At 72.7% G+C, this 19,722-nt stretch carries 15 protein-coding genes; 10 read left to right on the top strand and 5 right to left on the bottom strand.

The features are described 5' to 3' along the window. Nucleotides 1–24 precede the first annotated feature (24 nt). The 3 genes from FH609_RS02775 to FH609_RS02765 all read right to left on the bottom strand — a co-directional run bounded on the left by FH609_RS02775 (nucleotide 25) and on the right by FH609_RS02765 (nucleotide 5,649). Entirely contained in the window at nucleotides 25–1,665 is a 1,641-nt protein-coding gene (locus tag FH609_RS02775) for an ABC-F family ATP-binding cassette domain-containing protein (protein WP_139667603.1), read from the bottom strand. Nucleotides 1,666–2,086: 421 nt separating this feature from the next. Beyond that, the gene (locus FH609_RS02770; protein WP_139667602.1) at nucleotides 2,087–3,067 is read right to left on the bottom strand and encodes an acyl-ACP desaturase; all 981 of its coding nucleotides are present in this window, start codon (nucleotides 3,065–3,067) and stop codon (nucleotides 2,087–2,089) included. Between the two features lie 173 nt (nucleotides 3,068–3,240). Continuing rightward, nucleotides 3,241–5,649 (bottom strand): Tex family protein, encoded by a 2,409-nt coding sequence (locus FH609_RS02765; RefSeq protein WP_226961355.1) that lies wholly within the window; start codon nucleotides 5,647–5,649, stop codon nucleotides 3,241–3,243. Between the two features lie 100 nt (nucleotides 5,650–5,749). On the opposite strand from FH609_RS02765, the gene FH609_RS02760 reads away from it, so the two are divergent. Together FH609_RS02760 and FH609_RS02755 are read left to right on the top strand one after the other, a co-directional pair. Next, the gene (locus FH609_RS02760; RefSeq protein WP_139667600.1) at nucleotides 5,750–6,481 is read left to right on the top strand and encodes a TetR/AcrR family transcriptional regulator; all 732 of its coding nucleotides are present in this window, start codon (nucleotides 5,750–5,752) and stop codon (nucleotides 6,479–6,481) included. A 150-nt stretch (nucleotides 6,482–6,631) separates the two neighbouring features. After that, a complete protein-coding gene (locus tag FH609_RS02755) occupies nucleotides 6,632–7,066 on the top strand; it encodes an ATP-binding protein (protein ID WP_139667599.1) in 435 nt (144 codons plus the stop codon). A 121-nt stretch (nucleotides 7,067–7,187) separates the two neighbouring features. Here FH609_RS02755 and FH609_RS02750 read toward each other — a convergent pair whose 3' ends face one another. Then, complete coding sequence (locus FH609_RS02750; RefSeq protein WP_139667598.1) at nucleotides 7,188–8,426, bottom strand: ROK family transcriptional regulator; 1,239 nt, start codon at nucleotides 8,424–8,426, stop codon at nucleotides 7,188–7,190. Between the two features lie 141 nt (nucleotides 8,427–8,567). Here FH609_RS02750 and FH609_RS02745 point away from each other — a divergent pair, with 141 nt between their 5' ends. The 8 genes from FH609_RS02745 (at nucleotide 8,568) to FH609_RS02710 (ending at nucleotide 18,464) form a co-directional block, all read left to right on the top strand. Beyond that, the gene (locus tag FH609_RS02745; protein ID WP_139667597.1) at nucleotides 8,568–9,881 is read left to right on the top strand and encodes an ABC transporter substrate-binding protein; all 1,314 of its coding nucleotides are present in this window, start codon (nucleotides 8,568–8,570) and stop codon (nucleotides 9,879–9,881) included. Next, nucleotides 9,878–10,897 carry a carbohydrate ABC transporter permease gene (locus tag FH609_RS02740; RefSeq protein ID WP_405378945.1) on the top strand — a complete coding sequence of 340 codons (1,020 nt, stop codon included), beginning with the start codon at nucleotides 9,878–9,880 and terminating at the stop codon, nucleotides 10,895–10,897. The genes FH609_RS02745 and FH609_RS02740 overlap by 4 nt, the downstream gene beginning before the upstream one ends. Continuing rightward, entirely contained in the window at nucleotides 10,890–11,771 is an 882-nt protein-coding gene (locus tag FH609_RS02735) for a carbohydrate ABC transporter permease (RefSeq protein ID WP_139667595.1), read from the top strand. Before FH609_RS02740 ends, FH609_RS02735 begins: the two co-directional genes overlap by 8 nt. A 64-nt stretch (nucleotides 11,772–11,835) precedes the next feature. After that, nucleotides 11,836–13,176: a GH1 family beta-glucosidase gene (locus FH609_RS02730; RefSeq protein WP_139667594.1), complete on the top strand. Its 1,341-nt coding sequence runs from the start codon at nucleotides 11,836–11,838 to the stop codon at nucleotides 13,174–13,176. Nucleotides 13,177–13,378: 202 nt separating this feature from the next. Beyond that, the gene (locus FH609_RS02725; protein ID WP_139667593.1) at nucleotides 13,379–14,434 is read left to right on the top strand and encodes a LacI family DNA-binding transcriptional regulator; all 1,056 of its coding nucleotides are present in this window, start codon (nucleotides 13,379–13,381) and stop codon (nucleotides 14,432–14,434) included. A gap of 190 nt (nucleotides 14,435–14,624) precedes the next feature. Beyond that, on the top strand, nucleotides 14,625–16,454 hold the full coding sequence (locus FH609_RS02720; protein WP_226961354.1) for a discoidin domain-containing protein: 1,830 nt from the start codon (nucleotides 14,625–14,627) through the stop codon (nucleotides 16,452–16,454). Between the two features lie 197 nt (nucleotides 16,455–16,651). Next, the gene (galE, locus tag FH609_RS02715; protein ID WP_139667592.1) at nucleotides 16,652–17,650 is read left to right on the top strand and encodes a UDP-glucose 4-epimerase GalE; all 999 of its coding nucleotides are present in this window, start codon (nucleotides 16,652–16,654) and stop codon (nucleotides 17,648–17,650) included. A gap of 166 nt (nucleotides 17,651–17,816) precedes the next feature. After that, a complete protein-coding gene (locus tag FH609_RS02710; RefSeq protein ID WP_139667591.1) occupies nucleotides 17,817–18,464 on the top strand; it encodes a dihydrofolate reductase family protein in 648 nt (215 codons plus the stop codon). 67 nt (nucleotides 18,465–18,531) lie between these two features. Here the strand turns inward: FH609_RS02710 and FH609_RS02705 are convergent, their stop codons facing one another. Beyond that, nucleotides 18,532–19,350, bottom strand: coding sequence for a putative protein N(5)-glutamine methyltransferase (locus FH609_RS02705; RefSeq protein ID WP_139667590.1), 819 nt, complete (start codon nucleotides 19,348–19,350; stop codon nucleotides 18,532–18,534). Nucleotides 19,351–19,722: the final 372 nt, after the last annotated feature.

The raw sequence follows: 19,722 nt of genomic DNA, 5'->3' as shown, positions 1-19,722 counted from the left end.
CAGCCGGGTCCGGCCCCGTCGGGCTCAGCCGGCCTCGGCCGGGCCGGGATCGGCCCCGCCCGGCGCGGTCTCGGTCACCTCCCCTTCCGTGAGGGCCAGCCAGCGGGTCAGCCCCAACTCCCGCAGGAACGGCAGGTCGTGGCTGGCCACCAGCAGCGCGCCCCGGTAGGACGCCAGCGCCGAGGTGAGCTGCCGCACGCTGGCCAGGTCCAGGTTGTTGGTCGGCTCGTCCAGCAGCAGCAGCTGCGGGGCGGGCTCGGCCAGCATCAGCGCGGCCAGCGTGGCGCGGAACCGCTCCCCGCCGGAGAGCGTGTCCACCCGCTGGTCCGGCAGCTCCTTGCGGAAGAGGAATCGCGCCAGCTGGGCCCGCACCCGCTGCGGGTGCGCGGTGGGCGCCAGCGCCGCCACGTTCCGCGCGATGGAGAGGCCACCGTCCAGGATGTCCAGCCGCTGCGGCAGATAGCGCAGCGGAACGTGGACCTCCGCCTCCCCCGAGGCCGGCGCCAGCCGGCCGGCGATCGTGTTCAGCAGCGTGGTCTTGCCCGCGCCGTTGGGCCCGATCAGGCCGATCCGCTCCGGGCCGAGCACCTGGAGGTGGGCCGTGGCACCGTTGCGCAGCGCCAACTTCCGCAGGGTGAGCACCTGTCGGCGGTTGGGCACGGCGGTGTGCGGGAGGTCGACGCGGATCTCGTCGTCGTCCCGCACCGCCGCCTCGGCCTCGGTGAGGCGTTCCCTCGCCTCGGCCAGCCGCTCCTCGTGGAGGATGCGGTGCTTGCCGGCCGAGACCTCGGCGGCCCGCTTGCGGGCGCCGGCGACGATCTTCGGCAGCCCGGCGGTCTCGGCGGCCCGCCGGCCGGCCCTGGCGCGGCCGGCCAGCTTGTCGTGCGCCTCGACCAGGTCCCGCTTCTGCCGGCGCACGTCCGCCTCGGCGGAGCGCGCGGTCCGCACCGCCGCCTCCTGTTCGACGGCGAGCGCCTCCTGGTAGGCGGAGAGCGGGCCGCCGAAGCGGACCACGCGCCCCTCGCGCGGGTCGGCGATCTGGTCGACGCGCTCCAGGAGTTCCCGGTCGTGGCTGACCACGACCAGCACCCCGCGCCAGGCGGCCACCGCCGCGTACAGCCGCTCCCTGGCCCGCAGGTCCAGGTTGTTGGTCGGCTCGTCCAACAGCAGCACGTCGGGCCGGCGCAGCAGCAGCGCGGCCAGCCGCAGCAGCACCGTCTCGCCGCCGGAGACCCGGCCCACGGTGGTGTCCAACCCGATGTGGGACAGGCCGAGTTGGTCGAGGACCGCGCGGGTGCGGCCCTCGACGTCCCAGTCGTCGCCGACGGCGGCGAAGTGTGCCTCGGAGGCGTCGCCCGCCTCGATGGCGTGCAGCGCCGCGCGGGCCTCGGCGATGCCGAGCAGCCGGTCGACGGGCTGCGTGGTGTCCAGGGTGACGCTCTGCGCCAGGACGCCGACCTCGCCGGCGACCCGGACGGTGCCGGCGGTCGGGGTCAGCTCGCCGGCGATCAGCCTGAGCAGGGTGGACTTCCCGCTGCCGTTCAGCCCGATCAGCCCGGTGCGGCCGGGCCCGATCGCCAGGTCGAGGCCGTCGAAGACGCGGGTGCCGTCGGGCCAGTCGAAGACCAACCGCTGGACGGAGACATGGGTGGTGCCGGTAGACATGAGGGCCCTCCAGATGCGTGCCGGGCAGCGCCGCACGGCGGCGGCTGCCAGAAGTGATCAGCGGAACGCGAAGTGACACCGGGCCCGAAGGGACACCGAGTGACGGAGGAAGGCCAGAGAGACAGAATCTGTCAAAGAAAGAAATCTGCCGAGGGAACGGAAGAGAATCCCGAGGACCTCCGAGGTCAACCGCGTGGAGCGGGGCGTTCGTGCCGCCGTCCGCGAACGGGACGGCCGAGGGCACGAGCCAACCGGGCTCGCGGTGTCATGACCTCAGCTGAACAACGGATCTCCCGACCTCGACAGCAGATACGTGGGCGAGTGTAACGAGCGCTGTCGGGCCGGGGCAAGCCGTGAAACCGCCCCGGCCCGTCCCCTCGAAGCGCGGCCGGCCGCGCCGGTGGGCCCGGCCGGCCGGGTCTCAGCTCTGCTGCGCCTTGCGCGCCAGCAGCCTCGCCTTGCGGGCGGCGAGCCGCTCGTCGAAGATCCGCGCCTCGGAGTCGAGGCCACCGAGGAACGTGCCCAACTCCTCCTGCGCCTTGAGCCCTTCGGGGCTCAGCCCGCCGATCTCCATGACGCCGAGGTAGCGCAGCACCGGCTGGAGCACGTCGTCCAGGTGGATGCGGAGGTTGTAGATGCCGCCGACGGCCATCCGGGCGGCGGCGCGCTCGAAGCCGGGGATGCCGTGTCCCGGCATCCGGAAGTCGACCACCACGTCCCGCACGGCCCGCATCGTCTGGTCCGGCGCGATCTCGAAGGCCGCGCGGAGCAGGTTGCGGTAGAAGACCATGTGCAGGTTCTCGTCGGTGGCGATCCGGGCGAGCAGCCTGTCGCAGATCGGGTCGCCGGACTCCCGGCCGGTGTTCCGGTGCGATATACGCGTCGCCAGTTCCTGGAACGCGACATAGGCGACGGAGTGCAGCATGGAGTGCTGGTTGTCCGACTCGAAGCCCTCGGACATGTGGGCCATCCGGAAGTTCTCCAGCTGGACCGGGTCCACGGCGCGGGTGGTCAGCAGGTAGTCGCGCAGCACTATGCCGTGCCGGCCCTCCTCGGCGGTCCAGCGGTGCACCCAGGTCCCCCAGGCGCCCTCGCGGCCGAAGATGCTGGCGATCTCGTGGTGGTAGCTGGGGAGGTTGTCCTCGGTGAGCAGGTTGACCACCAGGGCGGTCCGGCCCACGTCGGTCACCTGGGACTGCTCGATGGACCAGGGCTCCCCACCCAGCGGGCCGTCGAAGTCGCGCCCCTGGCTCCAGGGCACGTACTCGTGGGGCATCCAGTCCTTGGCCGCCTTGAGATGGCGGTTCAACTCGGTCTCGACGACCTCCTCCAACGCGTAGATCAGCTTGGCATCCGTCCAGTCGCCTGATCTGCCGGTGGGGTGGGCTGGGTCGAGGGTCACATGATCTCCTGCTGTATCCGGGAGTACTTACGACACCGTAGGTTACGGTACCGTAAGTTGTTACTCGCCGGTCTGGCAAGGATCTGCGGGGCAACTCACAACGAGGACGGCCAGGGCCCGATGGCCCTGGCCGTCTCGTGTGGCGTCAACGGACGCGCGGGGCACGGTCGTTGTCAGCGACCCTTGCGTTCGGGGCGCACCAGGCCGGCGCGACGCAGGGCGTCGGCCATCGCGCTGTTCGCCGGCGGGGGGCCGCCGGCCCGCTGCCCGCCGCCACCGCCGCGCCGCCCGCCGTTGCCGCCGCTCCCCCGGGGCGCGCCGCCGCCCCTGCGGTCCCGCTGCCGGGGCGCGCCGCCGCGCTCCGCGCGCTCCGCGCCCCTGGGCGCCGGCTCGTCGTCCAGCCGCAGCGTCAACGAGATGCGCTTGCGGGGGACGTCCACGTCCAGCACCTTGACGGTCACGATGTCGCCCGGCTTGACGACCTCGCGCGGGTCGGAGACGAACTTCCGCGACATCGCGGAGACATGGACCAGCCCGTCCTGGTGGACGCCGACGTCCACGAAGGCACCGAACGCCGCGACGTTGGAGACCACGCCCTCCAGGGTCATCCCCGGCTCCAGGTCGCCCAGGGACTCGACGCCCTCCCTGAACCGGGCGGTGCGGAAGGCGGGCCGTGGGTCGCGGCCCGGCTTCTCCAGCTCTTTGATGATGTCGGTCACCGTGGGCAGCCCGAAGGTGTCGTCCACGAAGTCGGCCGGGCGCAGCGCCCGCAGGGCCGAGCCGTTCCCCACCAGGGAGGCGACGCCGCCGCCCGTGGCCTTCACCATGCGGCGCACCACCGGGTACGCCTCGGGGTGCACGGCTGAGGCGTCCAGCGGGTCCTCGCCGTCCCTGATCCGCAGGAAGCCGGCGCACTGCTCGAACGCCTTGGGACCCAGCCGGGGCACCTGGCGCAGCGCGGCGCGGCCGGTGAACGGGCCGTTGCCGTCGCGGTGGGCCACGATGTTCTCCGCGAGGGTGGTGCCGATGCCGGAGACCCGGGCCAGCAGCGGCACGGAGGCCGTGTTGACGTCCACGCCCACGCCGTTGACGCAGTCCTCGACCACGGCGTCCAGCGAGCGGGAGAGCTTCACCTCGGAGAGGTCGTGCTGGTACTGGCCGACGCCGATGGACTTCGGGTCGATCTTGACCAACTCGGCCAGTGGGTCCTGGAGTCGGCGGGCGATGGAGACCGCGCCGCGCAGCGAGACGTCCAGCTCGGGCAGCTCCCTGGCGGCGTAGGCGGAGGCCGAGTAGACCGAGGCGCCGGCCTCGGAGACCACCATGGAGATGAGCTTGGCGTCGCCCAGCCGGGCGATCAGCTCGCCGGCGAGCTTGTCCGTCTCCCGGGATGCCGTGCCGTTGCCGATGGCGATCAGCTCCACGCCGTGCGCCCTGACCAGGGCGGCCAGGGTGTCGAGCGACTCGGCCCAACGGCGGTGCGGGACATGGGGGTAGATCGTCTCGGTAGCGGCGACCTTGCCGGTGGCGTCGACGACGGCGACCTTGACGCCGGTGCGCAGCCCCGGGTCGAGGCCCATGGTGGGCCGGGTGCCGGCGGGGGCGGCCAGGAGCAGGTCGCGGAGGTTGGCGGCGAAGACGGCGACCGCCTCGTCCTCGGCGCGGGTGCGCAGCCGGGAGCGCAGGTCGATGCCCAGGTGCACCAGGATGCGGGTGCGCCAGGACCAGCGGACGGTCTCGGCCAGCCAGGTGTCGGCGGGGCGGCCCCGGTCGACGATGCCGAAGCGGTGGGCGATGGCCCGCTCGAAGCCGGTGGGCCCCTCGGGCGCCTCGTCGGCGGCCGGCTCGGGCTCCAGGGTCAGCTCCAGGATCTCCTCCTTCTCGCCCCGGAACATCGCCAGCACCCGGTGGGAGGGCAGCTCGGTGAACGGCTCGGCGAAGTCGAAGTAGTCGGCGAACTTGGCGCCGGCCGCCTCCTTGCCCTCCCTGACCTTCGAGACCAACCGGCCGCCGTTCCACATCCGTTCGCGCAGCTCGCCGAGGAGGTCGGCGTCCTCGCCGAAGCGCTCGGTGAGGATGGCGCGGGCGCCGGCGAGGGCCGCTTCGGCGTCCGGCACGCCGCGCTCGGCGTCGACGAAGGCGGCGGCCGCAGCGGCCGGCGCCACCGTGGGGTCGCCGAGCAGCCCTTCGGCCAGCGGCTCCAGGCCGGCCTCCCTGGCGATCTGGGCCTTGGTGCGCCGCTTGGGCTTGTACGGGAGGTAGATGTCCTCCAGCCTGGCCTTGGTGTCGGCGGCCCGGATGCGGGCGGCGAGGGCGTCGTCGAGCTTGCCCTGGGAGCTGATCGACTCCAGGATCGCCTCGCGCCGCTCGGCCAACTCCCGCAGGTAGCGCAGCCGTTCCTCCAGGGTGCGCAGCTGGGTGTCGTCCAGCGCGCCGGTGGCCTCCTTGCGGTAGCGCGCGATGAACGGCACCGTCGAGCCGCCGTCCAGCAGCTCGACCGCCGCGCTCACCTGCCCCTCCCGGACGCCCAGCTCCTCGGCGATCCGGCCCTCGACGGACCGGCCTGCGACAGGCTCGTTCACTATCTCGCTCCGCTTTCCCGGCGCGCCCTGCGCCGCGCTGTGCATTCTGGCAGGAGGCACCGACAGTCGCCCCGACAGGCGCGCCGCCTACGATGCGAACATGACAGCGGACGGAGCGGGAGAGCGGTCTCCCATCGGCTTAGGGGAGCCCGACGGCCCGGTGGAGCCCGACGGCCTGAGGGAGCGCCGGTGGCGGCGGGTCCACGAGCGACTCCTCGACACCGGGCTTGAGTTGTTCCTCGCCCACGGCTACGAGGCGACCACGGTGCAGGGCATAGCGCGCGGCGCCGAGGTGTCCGAGCGCACCTTCTTCCGCCATCTGCCCAGCAAGGAGGACGTGGTCCTGGAGCCGCTGCGCCGGCTGCACGGCTTCTTCCGCGACGAGGTGGACCGCCGGCCGACGAGCGAGGGACCGCTGCTGAGCCTGCGTCGGGCCATGGTGGCCGCGCTGCGCTCCGCGCCGGAGCCGCAACGTCAACTGGGCCTGCGGGCACTGCGGGTGGTGGGCAGGGACGAGCGGGCCCGCGCGCTGTGCCTGCGGCTGTACGCCGAGCAGCAGTCGGAGATCGCCGAGGTCGTGCGGGCCCACCGGGGCCTGCCGCCGGACGATCCACGACCCGCGCTGCTGGCGGGGGCGTTCGCCTCGGCCAGCCTGGTGGCGACCGAGCGGTGGAGCCGGGAAGGGGACGGCACCGCGCGTTCCCTGGAGCGCGTCGGCGAGTCGCACTACGCTCTGCTCCACGCGGCGCTCGGGAACGACCGGAACTCGTCGGTCACCACCACGGGTTCTCCCGACGCCGGCCACCAGCGCAGGCCCCGACCGAAGAGCTGAGGGTTCGTCAACTCGGCCACTCCATCGAGTGATATGAACGGCACACGTGCAGCTGAATTCTTTGCGGACTGCCACGCGTGAGGGGCAGGGTGCGAGACACGACGCAGCGCAGTCGTCCCCGACTCCCGTGGCAAGACCGGAGGGTTCACGATGCCAACCAGGCTCACCAGCGAGGAGACCGGCGCCCGGCGGCGCGGCCAGAGCTGGCTGTTGACGGCCCGCAGGGAGGATCTGGCGCGCTTCCGGCGGCTGGCCTCGGCGGCGATGCGGGAGTGGCAGCAGTCGCCTCGGGTGACCGAGGTGGTGTTGCACGGGGTCACCGAGCTGCTGTCCAACGTGGCGCGCCATGTCCCCGACCCGCGCTGTCGGTTGGAGCTGACCTGGGGCGGGGACGGGGACGGGGTGCGGGTCACGGTGCACGACCGCTCGGCGACGCTGCCCACCATCACGCTGCCGGACTGGACGGCCGAGGCGGGCCGTGGCCTGTGGCTGCTGCGGGAGATGGCCGACGACCTGGGGTTCGAGGCGGGCGCCGAGGGCAAGGCGGTCTGGGTTCTGGTGCGCGGCGACGAGCCGCTGGGCTGACCTGACCGGCCTGGAGGAGCGCGCGGCGACGGCCCATGGCGCCCGGTGCGTGTCCCCCGGCGCCCGCCGGTTCCCGCGCGCCGGCGCCCGCCGATCCGGTGAGCGCCCCCGCCCGGGCGAACTACCCCGAGGTCAGGACCCGTTCCGTCGCGCCGCCCCTGGCGAGGAAGTCCGCCAGCGGCAGCGTCGCCGCGCCGACCGTGACCGCGTCCGGGCCGAGCCGCCCGAGGTCGATGGTGCTGCGGCCGGCCGGGTGCGGCAGGGCGTAGGCGTCGGCGGCCCGGCGGACCTCGGGCAGCAGCCGGGGGCCGAGCGCCAGGCCGGCCCAGCCGCCGACCACGATCCGCTCGGGGTTGAAGAGGTTGATCAGGTCGGAGATCCCGGCGCCGAGGAACTCGGCGGTCTCGGCGAGCAGTTCGAGCGCGCGGGCGTCGTTGGCGTCGGCCGCCGCCAGCAGCGCGGTCAGCCCCAGCTCCTGGTCGGCGGTGCCGGGCGGTCCGCCGGCCTCGGCCCAGCGTTCCAGCAGGCCGCGCGCGCCCACATACGCCTCAAGGCAGCCGACGGCGCCGCAGCGGCAGCGGCGGCCGCCGAGTCGCAGCGTGGTGTGGCCGAACTCGCCGGCGGCGGACTCGGTGCCGCCGTAGGGCGCGCCGCCGGTGACGATGCAGGCGCCGACGCCCGAGCCCCAGAGCACTATCACCGCGTCCCCGCTGCCCCGGCCGGCGCCATACCACATCTCGGCCTGGCCGAAGGTGCGGGCGCCGTTGGCCACCAACAGCGGGATGCCGGGCGGCAGATCGACCTCGGCGCGCAGCAGTGACTCCAGGGGCACGGCGTCCCAGCCGACGGTGGCGCCGTGCACCACGGCGCCGGTGCCGGGCACGCGCTCCACGATGCCGGGCACGCCGACGCCGACGCCGAGCAGTTCGTCCTGGGCGACCTTGGCGGTCCGCAGCACGGCGGCGACGCCGGCGCCGATGTGGCGCACGACGGACCGCGCGTCGTGGCCCTCGTCGGTGAGCGGGTACTCCGCCCTGGCCAGCTCGGACAGGGCGATGTCGAACAGCTCGACGCGCACCCTGGTCTCGCCGACGTCCACGCCGATCAGCCGGCCGCAGTCGGGCGCGACGCGCAGCAGGGTGCGCGGGCGCCCGCCGTCGGACTCCACCGAGCCCGCCTCGATCAGCAGTCCGTCGGCGAGCAGTCCGCCGGTCACGTTGGAGACCGTGCCGGAGCTGAGGCCGGTGGCCTGTCCCAGCTCGTGCCGGCTCAGCGGCCCGTGGAAATAGAGCCGCCGCAGCAGCGCCGCCCGATTGGCGCGCCGCAGGTCCCGCACCGTCTGTCTCTTCGCCTCAGCCATGTGTTCCCTCCGCGGAGATCAACCTACCGGTGCGGACGGGGTTGACGCGCACTTACCTCCGGACTTAACTTACGTCAAAATTTAAGCCCCAGTCCGAGGCCGGGGCAAGCAGCCGCACACCCGAAGAAGGGTCCAACGACCATGCGTAGAACTCGCATAGCCCGCGCCGCAGCCGTGACGGCGGTGCTGACGGCGCTCACCGCCACCGGCTGCGGCGGAGGGAGCACCAGCGGCGGCAGCAACGACAACCCCGAGGAGCTGACCTACTGGGCCAGCAACCAGGGCACCAGCATCGAGCACGACGAGGAGGTGCTGCGGCCCCAGTTGGAGCGGTTCACCGAGGAGACCGGCATCGAGGTCAACCTGGAGGTCGTCCCCTGGGACAGCCTGCTGGACCGCATCCTGACCGCCACCACCTCGGGCGACGGCCCGGACGTCCTCAACATCGGCAACACCTGGTCCGCCTCGCTCCAGGCCACCGGCGCGCTGCTGCCGTTCGACGAGGAGACCTTCGAGGCGATCGGCGGCTCCGACCGGTTCGTGCCCTCCGCGCTCGCCGCCACCGGCGCCGAGGGCCAGGACCCGACGGCCGTGCCGCTGTACTCGCTGGCCTACGGCCTCTACTACAACAAGCAGCTCTTCGCCGAGGCGGGCATCGAGGAGCCGCCCGCCACCTGGGAGGAACTGGTCGAGGTCGGCGAGCAGCTGACCGACGGCGACACCTACGGGCTGGCCGTGGAGGGGGCGTCCATCCCGGAGAACGTGCACCACGCGTTCGTCTTCGGCCAGCAGCACGGCGCGGACTTCTTCGACGCCGAGGGCAACCCGACGTTCGACACCCCGGAGGCCGTGGCCGCCATCAAGCAGTACGTCGACTTCCTGGCCGCCGACGGGATCGTCGCCCCGGGCAACGCCGAGTACGCGCAGAACCAGTCGGTCTCGGACTTCGCCACCGGCAAGGCCGCGATGCTGCTGTGGCAGGCCGCCGGCACCTCGCTGGAGAACCAGGGCATGACGCCCGACGACTACGGCGTCGCGCCCGTCCCGTTCCAGGCCGAGCCGCCGGCCGGCGGCGAGGCGATCAACTCGATGGTCGCCGGCATCAACATCGCCGTCTTCGAGAACACCGACAACCGCGACGGCGCCCTGGACTTCGTTGAGTTCATGACCAGCGACGAGACCCAGCGGGCGCTCAACGCCGAGTACGGGTCCATCCCGCCGGTGGCCGCCGCGCAGGAGTCGGAGGAGTTCGCGACCGAGGAGCTGACCGTGCTGCGCGAGACCCTCGCGCAGAGCGCGGCGCCGATGCCGCAGGTGCCCGAGGAGAGCCAGTTCGAGACGCTGGTCGGCACCGCGATGGCCCAGCTCTTCGCCGACGCGGCCGGCGGCCAGGAGATCACCGAGGACGCCGTCCGCGACCGCCTCACCGCCGCCCAGCAGCAGATGCAAGGGTGACCGCGTTGACCACGACGGACCTCACGCCGCCCCGCGCCGTCGATGACGGCGCGGCCGGCGGCGGCCCCAGGCCGGGCCGCCGCCGGTTCCGGCTCCGGCTGCCCGACCGGGTGCGCCAGGGCGGGCTGCCCTACCTCCTGCTGCTGCCGGCCCTGCTCTTCGAGCTGCTGATCCACCTCGTGCCGATGGTCGTCGGCGTGGTGATGAGCTTCAAGGAGCTGACCCAGTTCTATCTCCGCGACTGGAGCCAGGCGCCCTGGACGGCGCTCTCCAACTACGAGGTCGCGATCGACTTCGACGCCCCGATCGGCGCCGCGCTGCTCGACTCGTTCGTGGTGACCTGCCTGTTCACCGTGGTCGCCGTCAGCCTGTCGTGGCTGCTGGGCACCACGGCGGCGATCCTGATGCAGGAGACCTTCCGGGGGCGCGGCCTGCTGCGCGCGCTCTTCCTCACGCCCTACGCGCTGCCGATCTACGCGGCCGTGATCACCTGGGCGTTCATCCTCCAGCGCGACAACGGGATGCTCAACCACGTCATCCACGACCAGTTGGGGCTCACCAGCGACCCGACGTTCTGGCTGATCGGCGACAACAGCTTCGTCTCGCTGGTCCTGGTCGCCGTCTGGCGCAACTGGCCGTTCGCGTTCCTGATCCTGATGGCCGCGATGCAGAACATCCCGCAGGAGCAGTACGAGGCGGCGCAGCTCGACGGCGCCGGCATCTGGCAGCAGATCCGACGGATCACGCTGCCCTCGGTGCGGCCGGTCAACCAGGTGCTGGTGCTCGTCCTCTTCCTGTGGACCTTCAACGACTTCAACGTGCCCTACCTGCTCTTCGGCAAGGCGGCACCCGAGTCGGCCAACCTGATCTCGCTGCACATCTACCAGTCGTCCTTCGGCACCTGGAACTTCGGCTTCGGCTCGGCGATGTCCGTGCTGCTGCTGCTCTTCCTGCTGCTGGTGACGGCCTGCTACCTGCTGTTCACCTCGCGCGGAAGGAAGGGCGAGCATGTCTGAGACCCTCGTGGCCAAGCGCCCGCACCGCTCCCCCACCGCGGCGCCGCGTTCGTTCGTGTGGACGCGGCGGATCGTGCTGACGCTGCTGTCGCTCTTCGCGGCCACGCCGATCTATGTGATGCTCAGCAGCTCCCTCAAGCCGCTGGAGGACGTCACCGGCGAGTTCCGCTGGATACCGAGCGAGTTGACGATCCGTCCCTATATCGACATCTGGGACACCATCCCGCTCGCCCGGTACTTCTGGAACTCGGTGATCGTGGCCGGCGCCGCGACCATCCTGTCGGTGACGGTGGCGATCTTCGCCGCCTACGCGGTGAGCCGGTACAACTTCCGGGGCAAGCGGGTCTTCACCATCAGCGTGCTCTCCACGCAGATGTTCCCCGGCATCCTGTTCCTGCTGCCGCTGTTCCTGATCTTCGCCAACATCGGCGACGCCACCGGGATACCGCTCTCCGGCTCGCGCGGCGGGCTGATCCTGACCTATCTGACGTTCTCGCTGCCGTTCTCGATCTGGATGCTGGTCGGCTACTTCGACTCCATCCCGCGCGGCCTGGACGAGGCGGCCCGGGTCGACGGCTGCGGGCCGATCGGCGCGCTGTTCCGGGTCGTGGTGCCGGCCGCCGTGCCGGGCATCGTGGCCGTCGCCGTCTACGCGTTCATGACCGCCTGGGGCGAGGTGCTCTTCGCCTCGGTCATGACCAACAGCGAGACCAGGACGCTGGCCGTCGGGCTCCAGGGCTACTCCACCCAGACCGAGGTCTACTGGAACCAGGTCATGGCCGCGTCGCTGGTGGTCAGCGTGCCGGTGGTCGCCGGCTTCCTGCTGCTCCAGCGGTTCCTCGTCACCGGCCTCACCGCCGGCTCCGTCAAGTGACCGGCTCCACCCGCCGATCGCGCGCCCGGGGCCCCCGCACGACTCCCGAAGGGACGAACCACCCGTGACCGAACTCAGCTCCCTGCCCGAGGACTTCGTCTGGGGCGTGGCCACCGCCGCGTACCAGATCGAGGGCGCGGCGACCGAGGGCGGTCGCGGCCCCTCCATCTGGGACACCTTCTCCCACACCCCGGGCCGGGTGGCGAACGGCGACACCGGCGACGTGGCGTGCGACCACTACCACCGCTGGCCCGAGGACCTGGGCCTGATGAAGACCCTGGGCGTGGACGCCTACCGCTTCTCGATCGCCTGGCCGCGCGTGCTGCCCGAGGGCCGGGGCCAGGTCAACGAGAAGGGGCTGGCGTTCTACGACCGGCTGACCGACGCCCTGTTGGAGGCGGGGATCACGCCGTTCCCCACCCTCTACCACTGGGACCTGCCGCAGGCGCTCCAGGACGCCGGCGGCTGGCCGGCGCGGGAGACCGCCGAGCACTTCGCCGACTACGCGGCGGTGGTCGCCGAGCGGCTGGGCGACCGGATCACCCACTGGGCCACCCTCAACGAGCCGCTGTGCTCCGCCTGGATCGGGCACCTGGAGGGCCGGATGGCCCCCGGGCTGACCGACATCGCGGCCGCCGTGCCCGCCTCCTACCACCTGCACCTGGGCCACGGCCTGGCGGTGCGCGCGCTGCGGGCCGCGATCCCCGACGCCCAGGTCGGGATCGTCAACAACCTCACCCACTGCGAGCCGTACAGCGAGCGCGAGGCCGACGTGGCCGCCGCCCGGCGGGCCGACGGCCACACCAACCGCTGGTGGATGGACCCGATCCACGGCCGGGGCTACCCGCAGGACATGATCGACGTCTACGGCGTGGACGTGCCCGAGCGGCCGGGCGATCTGGAGACCATCTCCGCTCCGCTGGACTGGCTTGGCCTCAACTACTACTTCCGCAACGTCGCGGCCGACGACCCGGCCGGCCCGGTGCCGCACATCACCCAGCCCGAACTCCCGGGCGCGCACACCACCCACATGGGCTGGGAGGTGTACCCCCAGGGGCTGGTCAGGACCCTGCGCCGGATGACGGAGGACTACGGAGCACGGCGGATCTATGTCACGGAGAACGGCTCCGCCTACCCGGACACGGTCGACGCCGACGGCCAGGTCCACGACCCGGAGCGGGTCCGCTACCTGGAGCAGCACCTGGCGGCCTGTGCCCGGGCCGTCGAGGAGGGGGTGCCGCTGGCGGGCTACTTCGCCTGGTCGCTGCTGGACAACTTCGAGTGGGCCTACGGCTACGACAAGCGGTTCGGCCTGGTCCACGTGGACTACGCCACCCAGCGCCGCACGGTCAAGGACAGCGGGCGCAGGTTCGCCGAGCTGCTGGCCCAACACCGGGGCGGCTGAAAGGAGTTGACCGCCACGCCGACGGGACGTCGGCCCGCAGGGCGCCCCCGAGCGGCGCGCCCGGCGGGTCGGGGTCGGCGCCGCCGGCCCCGGAATCCGTGGGGCGCGAGGGGCCCGGGAGGCGCCGCCGGGCGGCGGCCCCGGGGGACGACGCTGGGAGAGCGCTGGGAGAGCGCTCTCTGAGTGTGTTATAAAGGCCACCATGAGCGATCGTGCGGCCAAGGGGTCCCCGACGCTGGAGGACGTGGCCCGGGAGGCGGGTGTCTCCCGGGCCACCGTCTCCCGCGTGATCAACGGCATTCGGAACGTCGACCCCTCGATCCAGGACGTGGTGCGCCGGGCGATCGCCGCCACCGGTTACGTTCCCAACCGGGCCGCGCGCTCGCTGGTCACCCGGCGGGCCGGCTCCGTCGCGCTGGTGGTCTCCGGCGCGGGCGAGGACGACGGCGACGGGCCCGAAGCCCCGTTCCGCGGCCAGGTGTTGGCCGACCCGTTCTTCGGCCGGATCAGCAGCGGGGTGGTCGGCTTCCTGCGCCAGCGCGGGATGCACCCGCTGCTGATGCTGGCCGACTCGACGGACGCCAGGAAACAGGTCGTCAGCTATCTGAGGCAGGGTCACGCCGACGGCGCGCTGCTGGTCTCCATCCACGCCCGCGACCCGCTGCCCGAGATGCTGGTGGGCGCGGGGCTGCCCTGCGTGCTGTTCGCCAGGCCGCCGCAGCCGGTGCCGATCAGCTATGTGGACGTCGCCCACCGGGACGGCGGCCGGCTCGCCGCCGACCACCTGGTGGAGCGCGGCTGCCAGCACATCGCCACCATCAGCGGCCCGCTCGACGTGCTGGCCAGCCAGGACCGGCTCGCCGGCTTCCGGGACGCCCTCGCCCGGCACGGGCACCCGTACGTTCCCTGCGAGGAGGGGAACTTCACCCTGGAGAGCGGCGAGCGGGCCATGGCCGCGCTGCTGGCCCAACACCCCGAGGTCGACGGCCTGTTCGTGGCGAACGACCTGATGGCCCAGGGCGCCCTCCATGTGCTGCGGGAGGCGGGCCGCAGGGTGCCCGAGGACGTGGCCGTGGTCGGCTTCGACGACAGCAGCGCCGCCACCTCGGCCCGTCCCCCGCTGACCACGGTGCGCCAGCCGATCGAGGAGATGGCGGCCGAGATGACCCGGCTGCTGCTGGACCGCATCGACCAGCCGGACCGCAGGCTGACCTCGGTGATCTTCGAACCCACGCTGGTCCAGCGGCAGTCCGCCTGATCCCCGCTCCCGGCCCGGAGGCGGTCCCGGGCGTCCGGCCGGTCGAACGTTTCCGGCGATCCGGAAACGCGCACGCCCGTTGACACGCCATGCCCGGAGGGCCAGTCTTTCCCGGGAGAGCGCTCTCCCTTTCGGTCGTTTCCCGCACCCGGACGAGTGCGACGGCCTCCCCCCGCGTTAAGGAGAAGGTGTGCTTACCAGGAAAGAGACGTCACAGTCGACGTCAAGGTCACGTCGCGGACGGCCCGTCGCCGTCGTCGGTGCCGTGTTGGCGCTGCTGGGCGGTGTCTTCACGGTGGCGAACCAGACCGCGTCCGCCTCGCCGGGCGACGCCTCCACGGCCGAGGCGGCCGGCTCGGACGTGGGCCTCACGGCGGCCAGCGTCGTCGAGGTGACCGGCGGCGACGGCAACTGGCAGCTGACCGTGGACGGCGAACCCTATGTCGTCGAGGGCCTCACCTGGGGCCCGCCGGCGGACCAGGCCGCCGAGTACATGCCCGACCTGGCCTCGATGGGCGCCAACACCACCCGCACCTGGGGCACCGACGCCACCAGCAGGCCCCTGCTGGACGCGGCCGCCGAGAACGGCATCCGCGTCATCGCCGGCTTCTGGCTCCAGCCCGGCGGCGGCCCCGGCAGCGGCGGCTGCGTGGACTACGTCAACGACTACGACTACAAGGGCGAGCAGCTCGCCGCCATGAACACCTGGGTGAACGAGTACAAGGACCACCCGGGCGTCCTCATGTGGAGCGTCGGCAACGAGTCGGTCCTCGGCCTCCAGAACTGCTACGAGGGCGAGGAGTTGGAGGCCCAGCGGGTCGCCTACACCCAGTTCGTCAACGACGCGGCCCTGGAGATCAAGGCGCTCGACCCGAACCACCCGGTCACCTCGACCGACGCCTGGGTCGGCGCCTGGGAGTACTACGAGGCCAACTCGCCCGACCTGGACCTGTTCCAGGTCAACTCCTACGACGCGGTCTGCGGCATCCAGCAGGCGTGGATCGACGGCGGCTACGACCGGCCGTACATCCTCACCGAGGGCGGCCCGGCCGGCGAGTGGGAGGTCGACGACGACGTCAACGGCATCCCCGAGGAGCCGACCGACGTCGCCAAGGCCGAGGGCTACCAGGCCGCCTGGGACTGCCTGATGGCCCACGAGGGCGTGGCGCTGGGCGGCACGCTGTTCCACTACGGCCTGGAGAACGACTTCGGCGGCGTCTGGTTCAACCTGCTGCCCGGCGGCGAGAAGCGGCTGTCGTACTACGCGGTCTCGGAGATCTTCGGCGGCGAGGCGCCCACCAACACCCCGCCGGTGATCACCGACCTGGCCGTCGGCGGCGACCGCACGGCGGTGCCGGCCGGCTCCACGTTCGACCTCAGCGCCTCGGTCTCGGACCCGGACGGGGACGCGATCGCGTACGAGGTGCTGGTCAACAGCAAGTACATCGACGAGGGCGGCGCCCTGGTGCCGGCCGAGTTCACCGACAACGGCGACGGCTCCTTCTCGGTGACCGCGCCCAACCGCCCGGGCCCCTGGAAGGTCTATCTGGCGGCGCGGGACGGCCAGGGCAACCTGGGCATCGAGACCACCTCCGTCAACGTGGTGCCGCCGCCGGTCGACGGGACCAATGTCGCGCTGGGCGCCGAGACCACCGCGTCCACCTTCCAGGAGCAGGGCGACGGCGCGCCGTTCCTGCCGGAGCACGCCACCGACGGCGACAACGCGACCCGTTGGGCCAGCGAGTGGGCCGACCCGCAGTGGCTCCAGGTGGACCTGGGCGCCAGCACCGCGATCGACACGGTGCAGCTGTTCTGGGAGACCTCCTACGCCAGGGCCTACGAGGTGCAGGTCTCCGATGACGGTGCGAACTGGACCTCGATCCACACCGTGACCGACGGCGCGGGCGGGGTCGAGACCGCCGAGGTGAACGGCTCCGGGCGGTACGTCCGGGTGCTGGGCACCGAGCGCGGCACCGGATGGGGCTACTCGCTCTACGAGTTCGGCGTCTACACCTCCTGACAGCCACCCGAGGTAGCACGCCCGCGCATCCACCTCCCCGAACGGCCCCGGCCTCCCAAGGCCGGGGCCGTTCTCCGTTTCGATTCCGCTCCTGGCTTCTTGGCGAACGGCGCGCCAAACGATAAAATCCAAACTGAATCGAACACAAACAAACGTTGCGGGCGGAACGGTCCGCGCGCGGAGGGAGTGGGTGCCTCGTGAAGGTCCTGATCGCCGGCGGCGCCGGATACATCGGCAGCACCGTGGCCTCGGCCTGCCTGGACCGGGGCGTCACGCCCGTGCTGCTGGACAAGGGCGTCACCGGGCGGCGGGAGTTCACCGAGGGCCGGACGCTCTACGAGGGCGACATCGCGGACGGCCCGCTGGTGGACCGGATCTTCGCCGAGCACCCCGACATCGGGGCGGTGGTCCACTGCGCCGCCCTGATCGTGGTCCCCGACTCGGTGGCCGACCCGATCGGCTACTACCGGGCCAACGTGGCCGCGAGCCTGGAGTTCGTCGGCCATCTGCTGCGCAACGGCTGCCACCGGCTGGTGTTCAGCTCCTCCGCCTCGATCTACCGGGCCGGGGCCGACCTGACCGTGGACGAGGAGTCGCCGCTGGCCCCGCTGAGCCCGTACGCGCGGACCAAAGCGGTCTGCGAGGAGATGTTCGCCGACATCGCGGCGGGCACCCCGCTGCGGGTGCTCTCCCTGCGCTACTTCAACCCGGTCGGCGCCGACCCGCGGTTGCGCACCGGGCTGCAACTCCCCCGCCCCAGTCACGCGTTGGGGCGGATGATCCTGGCCGCCGAGGAGGGCGTCCCGTTCCGGATCACCGGCACCGACTACCCGACCAGGGACGGCTCGGGGCTGCGGGACTACATCCACGTCTGGGACCTGGCCGCCGCCCATCTCGCCGCGCTGGACGCGTTCGACGGGCTCTTCGCCGACGGCACCCGGTCGTTGGCGATCAACCTGGGGACCGGAACGGGCACCACCGTGCGTGAACTGCTCGCCACCTTTAACGAGGTGAGCGACCGGCCGGTCGAGGCCGTCGAGGCCGGCCGCCGCCCCGGCGACTCGGCGGGCGCGTGCAGCCGGGGCGACCGGGCGCTGCGCCTGCTCGGCTGGCGGCCGGAGCTGTCGCTGGCCGAGGGCATCCGGGACTCCCTCCGCTGGGCGGCGGTCCGGCCCACGGTGCTCGACGAGGGATAGCGCGGGAGAACGGCCGCGCGCGGCGCACGCCTTCGCCGGGCCCCGGGCCTCCGGCCCCGGATCGGCGCCGGCCGGTGGGGCGTTCCGCGCGTCGTTCCCGGGTGCGGCGATGAGTTCTCGTGGTCCCGGAAGTCACCTCTCCGTTGTCCACTCTGAGGAGAAGCGCATGTCTCAGCTGCTGAAGGTCCAGAACTTCACCGTCTCCGCCGACGGGGTCGCCGCCGGGGAGGAACAGAGTCTGGAGCATCCCTTCGGGCGGGCCGTCGATCCGGGGCGGCTGTTCACCTGGGCCTTCCACACCGCCAGCTGGCCCGGCCGCACCGAGCCCGGCGGAAGCCGGGGCCTCGACGACTACTTCACCCGGGACTTCTCCCACAACATCGGCGCCGAGATCATGGGCCGCAACAAGTTCTCGCCGCAGCGCGGCCCGTGGGAGGACCACAACTGGCGCGGCTGGTGGGGCGACGAACCGCCGTTCCACACGCCGGTGTTCGTGCTGACGCACCACCCGCGCCCCTCGTTCACCCTCTCCGACACGACCTTCCACTTCGTCGACGGCGACCCGGCCTCGGTGCTGGAGCAGGCGAAGGAGGCCGCGCAGGGCAGGGATGTCCGGCTCGGCGGCGGGGTGAGCACCATCAGGGAGTTCCTGGACGCCGACCTCGTCGACACCCTTCAGGTGGCGGTCGCGCCGGTGACGATCGGGTCCGGGCTGCGGCTCTGGGACTCCCCGGACGACCTGCTCGACCGGTTCCACCGGGACGTGGTGCCGAGCCCGAGCGGCGTGACGCACCACCTGTTCTGGCGTCGCTGACCGCCCCGCGCGGGGCCGCCCGCCGCCCCGGGCGGAACCCGCACGGAACGCGGGCGCCGGCTCGTCGTCAGGCGGGCCGGCGTTCCGCGATGAGGACCGTGGCCTCGCGCTCCGGGCAGCTGGCCACCCGTGGCACGAGCCCCACGGCGGTCAACTCGGCGAGCAGCGACGCGCGTTGACGTTCGCTCGACTCGACCAGCAGGCTGCCGCCCGGCGCGAGCCACTCCCCCGCGCCGGCGGCGACCCGGCGGAGCACGCCGAGGCCGTCGGCCCCGCCGTCCAGCGCGAGCGTCGGCTCGTGCACCCGGGCCTCGGTGGGCAGCAGGGCGACGGCGTCGGAGGGAACGTAGGGCGCGTTGGCGACCAGCACGTCCACCTGGCCGCGCAGCCGCGCCGGCAGCGGGGCGTAGAGGTCGCCCTCGTAGACCCCGGCCGCCGCGCCCAGGTTGCGGCGGGCGTAGGCGACGGCGCGCGGGTCGAGGTCGGAGGCGTGCACCTCGACGCGGTCCAGCGCGGCCAGCAGGGCCGCGCCCACGGCGCCCGCGCCGCAGCACAGGTCGACGGCCACGGCGGGTGAGGGCGCGAGCCGCGCGGCGCACTCCGCCAGGAACTCCGTGCGCCGCCTGGGCACGAACACGCCGGGCCCGACGCGCAGGCGTTGGCCGGCGAACTCGGCCCAGCCCAGGACGTGTTCGAGGGGTTCGCCGGCGGCCCTGCGGGTCACCGGGGCCGCCAGGGCCTCGGGGTCCGCGCCGAACTCGGCGAGCAGCAGGGCGGCCTCGTCCTCGGCGAAGACACAGCCGGCCGCCCGGAGTCGGTCAACGACGGACGCCAGGACCGTATCCGGGGAGAAGGCGGGAACGGGAGAAGGGGGTGTTACCGACATGAGAGCCTCTCAACGTGCCGGGCCCTCCCTGGCCTCGGCGCGGCGAGCGCCTCCGCGTCCGCTAGCGCGCCGGGTCCTGCGCCCCGTGCCGGGGCCGGAGTGCCCGTGCCGACCATACGGTGATCGGGCTCACCTCCCCGTTCCCCCGGGGGTGCCATCGCACCCGTTTCGAACATCGCTGGTCCGAAGGGACCGGCGTCCACCCTACCCGAGCCACGCCGGCTGGCCGTGGCTCGGGTGGGCGTCGGGACCGTGGTGCCGCCGCCGACGCGGGCCCGCCCAGGCGCGCGTCGGCGAACGGCGGGGGCCCGGCACCGGAACCGGGCCCCGTTCCCCCGCCGGCGCGGCCCCACGCCGCACCGGCCAACCGGA

Source organism: Streptomyces sp. 3MP-14, from assembly GCF_006334905.2.
Taxonomy (GTDB): domain Bacteria; phylum Actinomycetota; class Actinomycetes; order Streptomycetales; family Streptomycetaceae; genus Streptomyces; species Streptomyces triticirhizae.
The sequence above is the reverse complement of the archived record's forward strand: the minus strand, read 5'-3'. Positions and strand labels throughout refer to the sequence as shown.

Coding starts and splice junctions, on each gene's coding strand:
- FH609_RS02775 (WP_139667603.1), bottom strand. CDS start 1,665: ATGTCTACCGGCACCACCCATGTCTCCGTCCAGCGGTTGGTCTTCGAC.
- FH609_RS02760 (WP_139667600.1), top strand. CDS start 5,750: ATGACAGCGGACGGAGCGGGAGAGCGGTCTCCCATCGGCTTAGGGGAG.
- FH609_RS02755 (WP_139667599.1), top strand. CDS start 6,632: ATGCCAACCAGGCTCACCAGCGAGGAGACCGGCGCCCGGCGGCGCGGC.
- FH609_RS02750 (WP_139667598.1), bottom strand. CDS start 8,426: ATGGCTGAGGCGAAGAGACAGACGGTGCGGGACCTGCGGCGCGCCAAT.
- FH609_RS02745 (WP_139667597.1), top strand. CDS start 8,568: ATGCGTAGAACTCGCATAGCCCGCGCCGCAGCCGTGACGGCGGTGCTG.
- FH609_RS02735 (WP_139667595.1), top strand. CDS start 10,890: ATGTCTGAGACCCTCGTGGCCAAGCGCCCGCACCGCTCCCCCACCGCG.
- FH609_RS02725 (WP_139667593.1), top strand. CDS start 13,379: ATGAGCGATCGTGCGGCCAAGGGGTCCCCGACGCTGGAGGACGTGGCC.
- FH609_RS02710 (WP_139667591.1), top strand. CDS start 17,817: ATGTCTCAGCTGCTGAAGGTCCAGAACTTCACCGTCTCCGCCGACGGG.
- FH609_RS02705 (WP_139667590.1), bottom strand. CDS start 19,350: ATGTCGGTAACACCCCCTTCTCCCGTTCCCGCCTTCTCCCCGGATACG.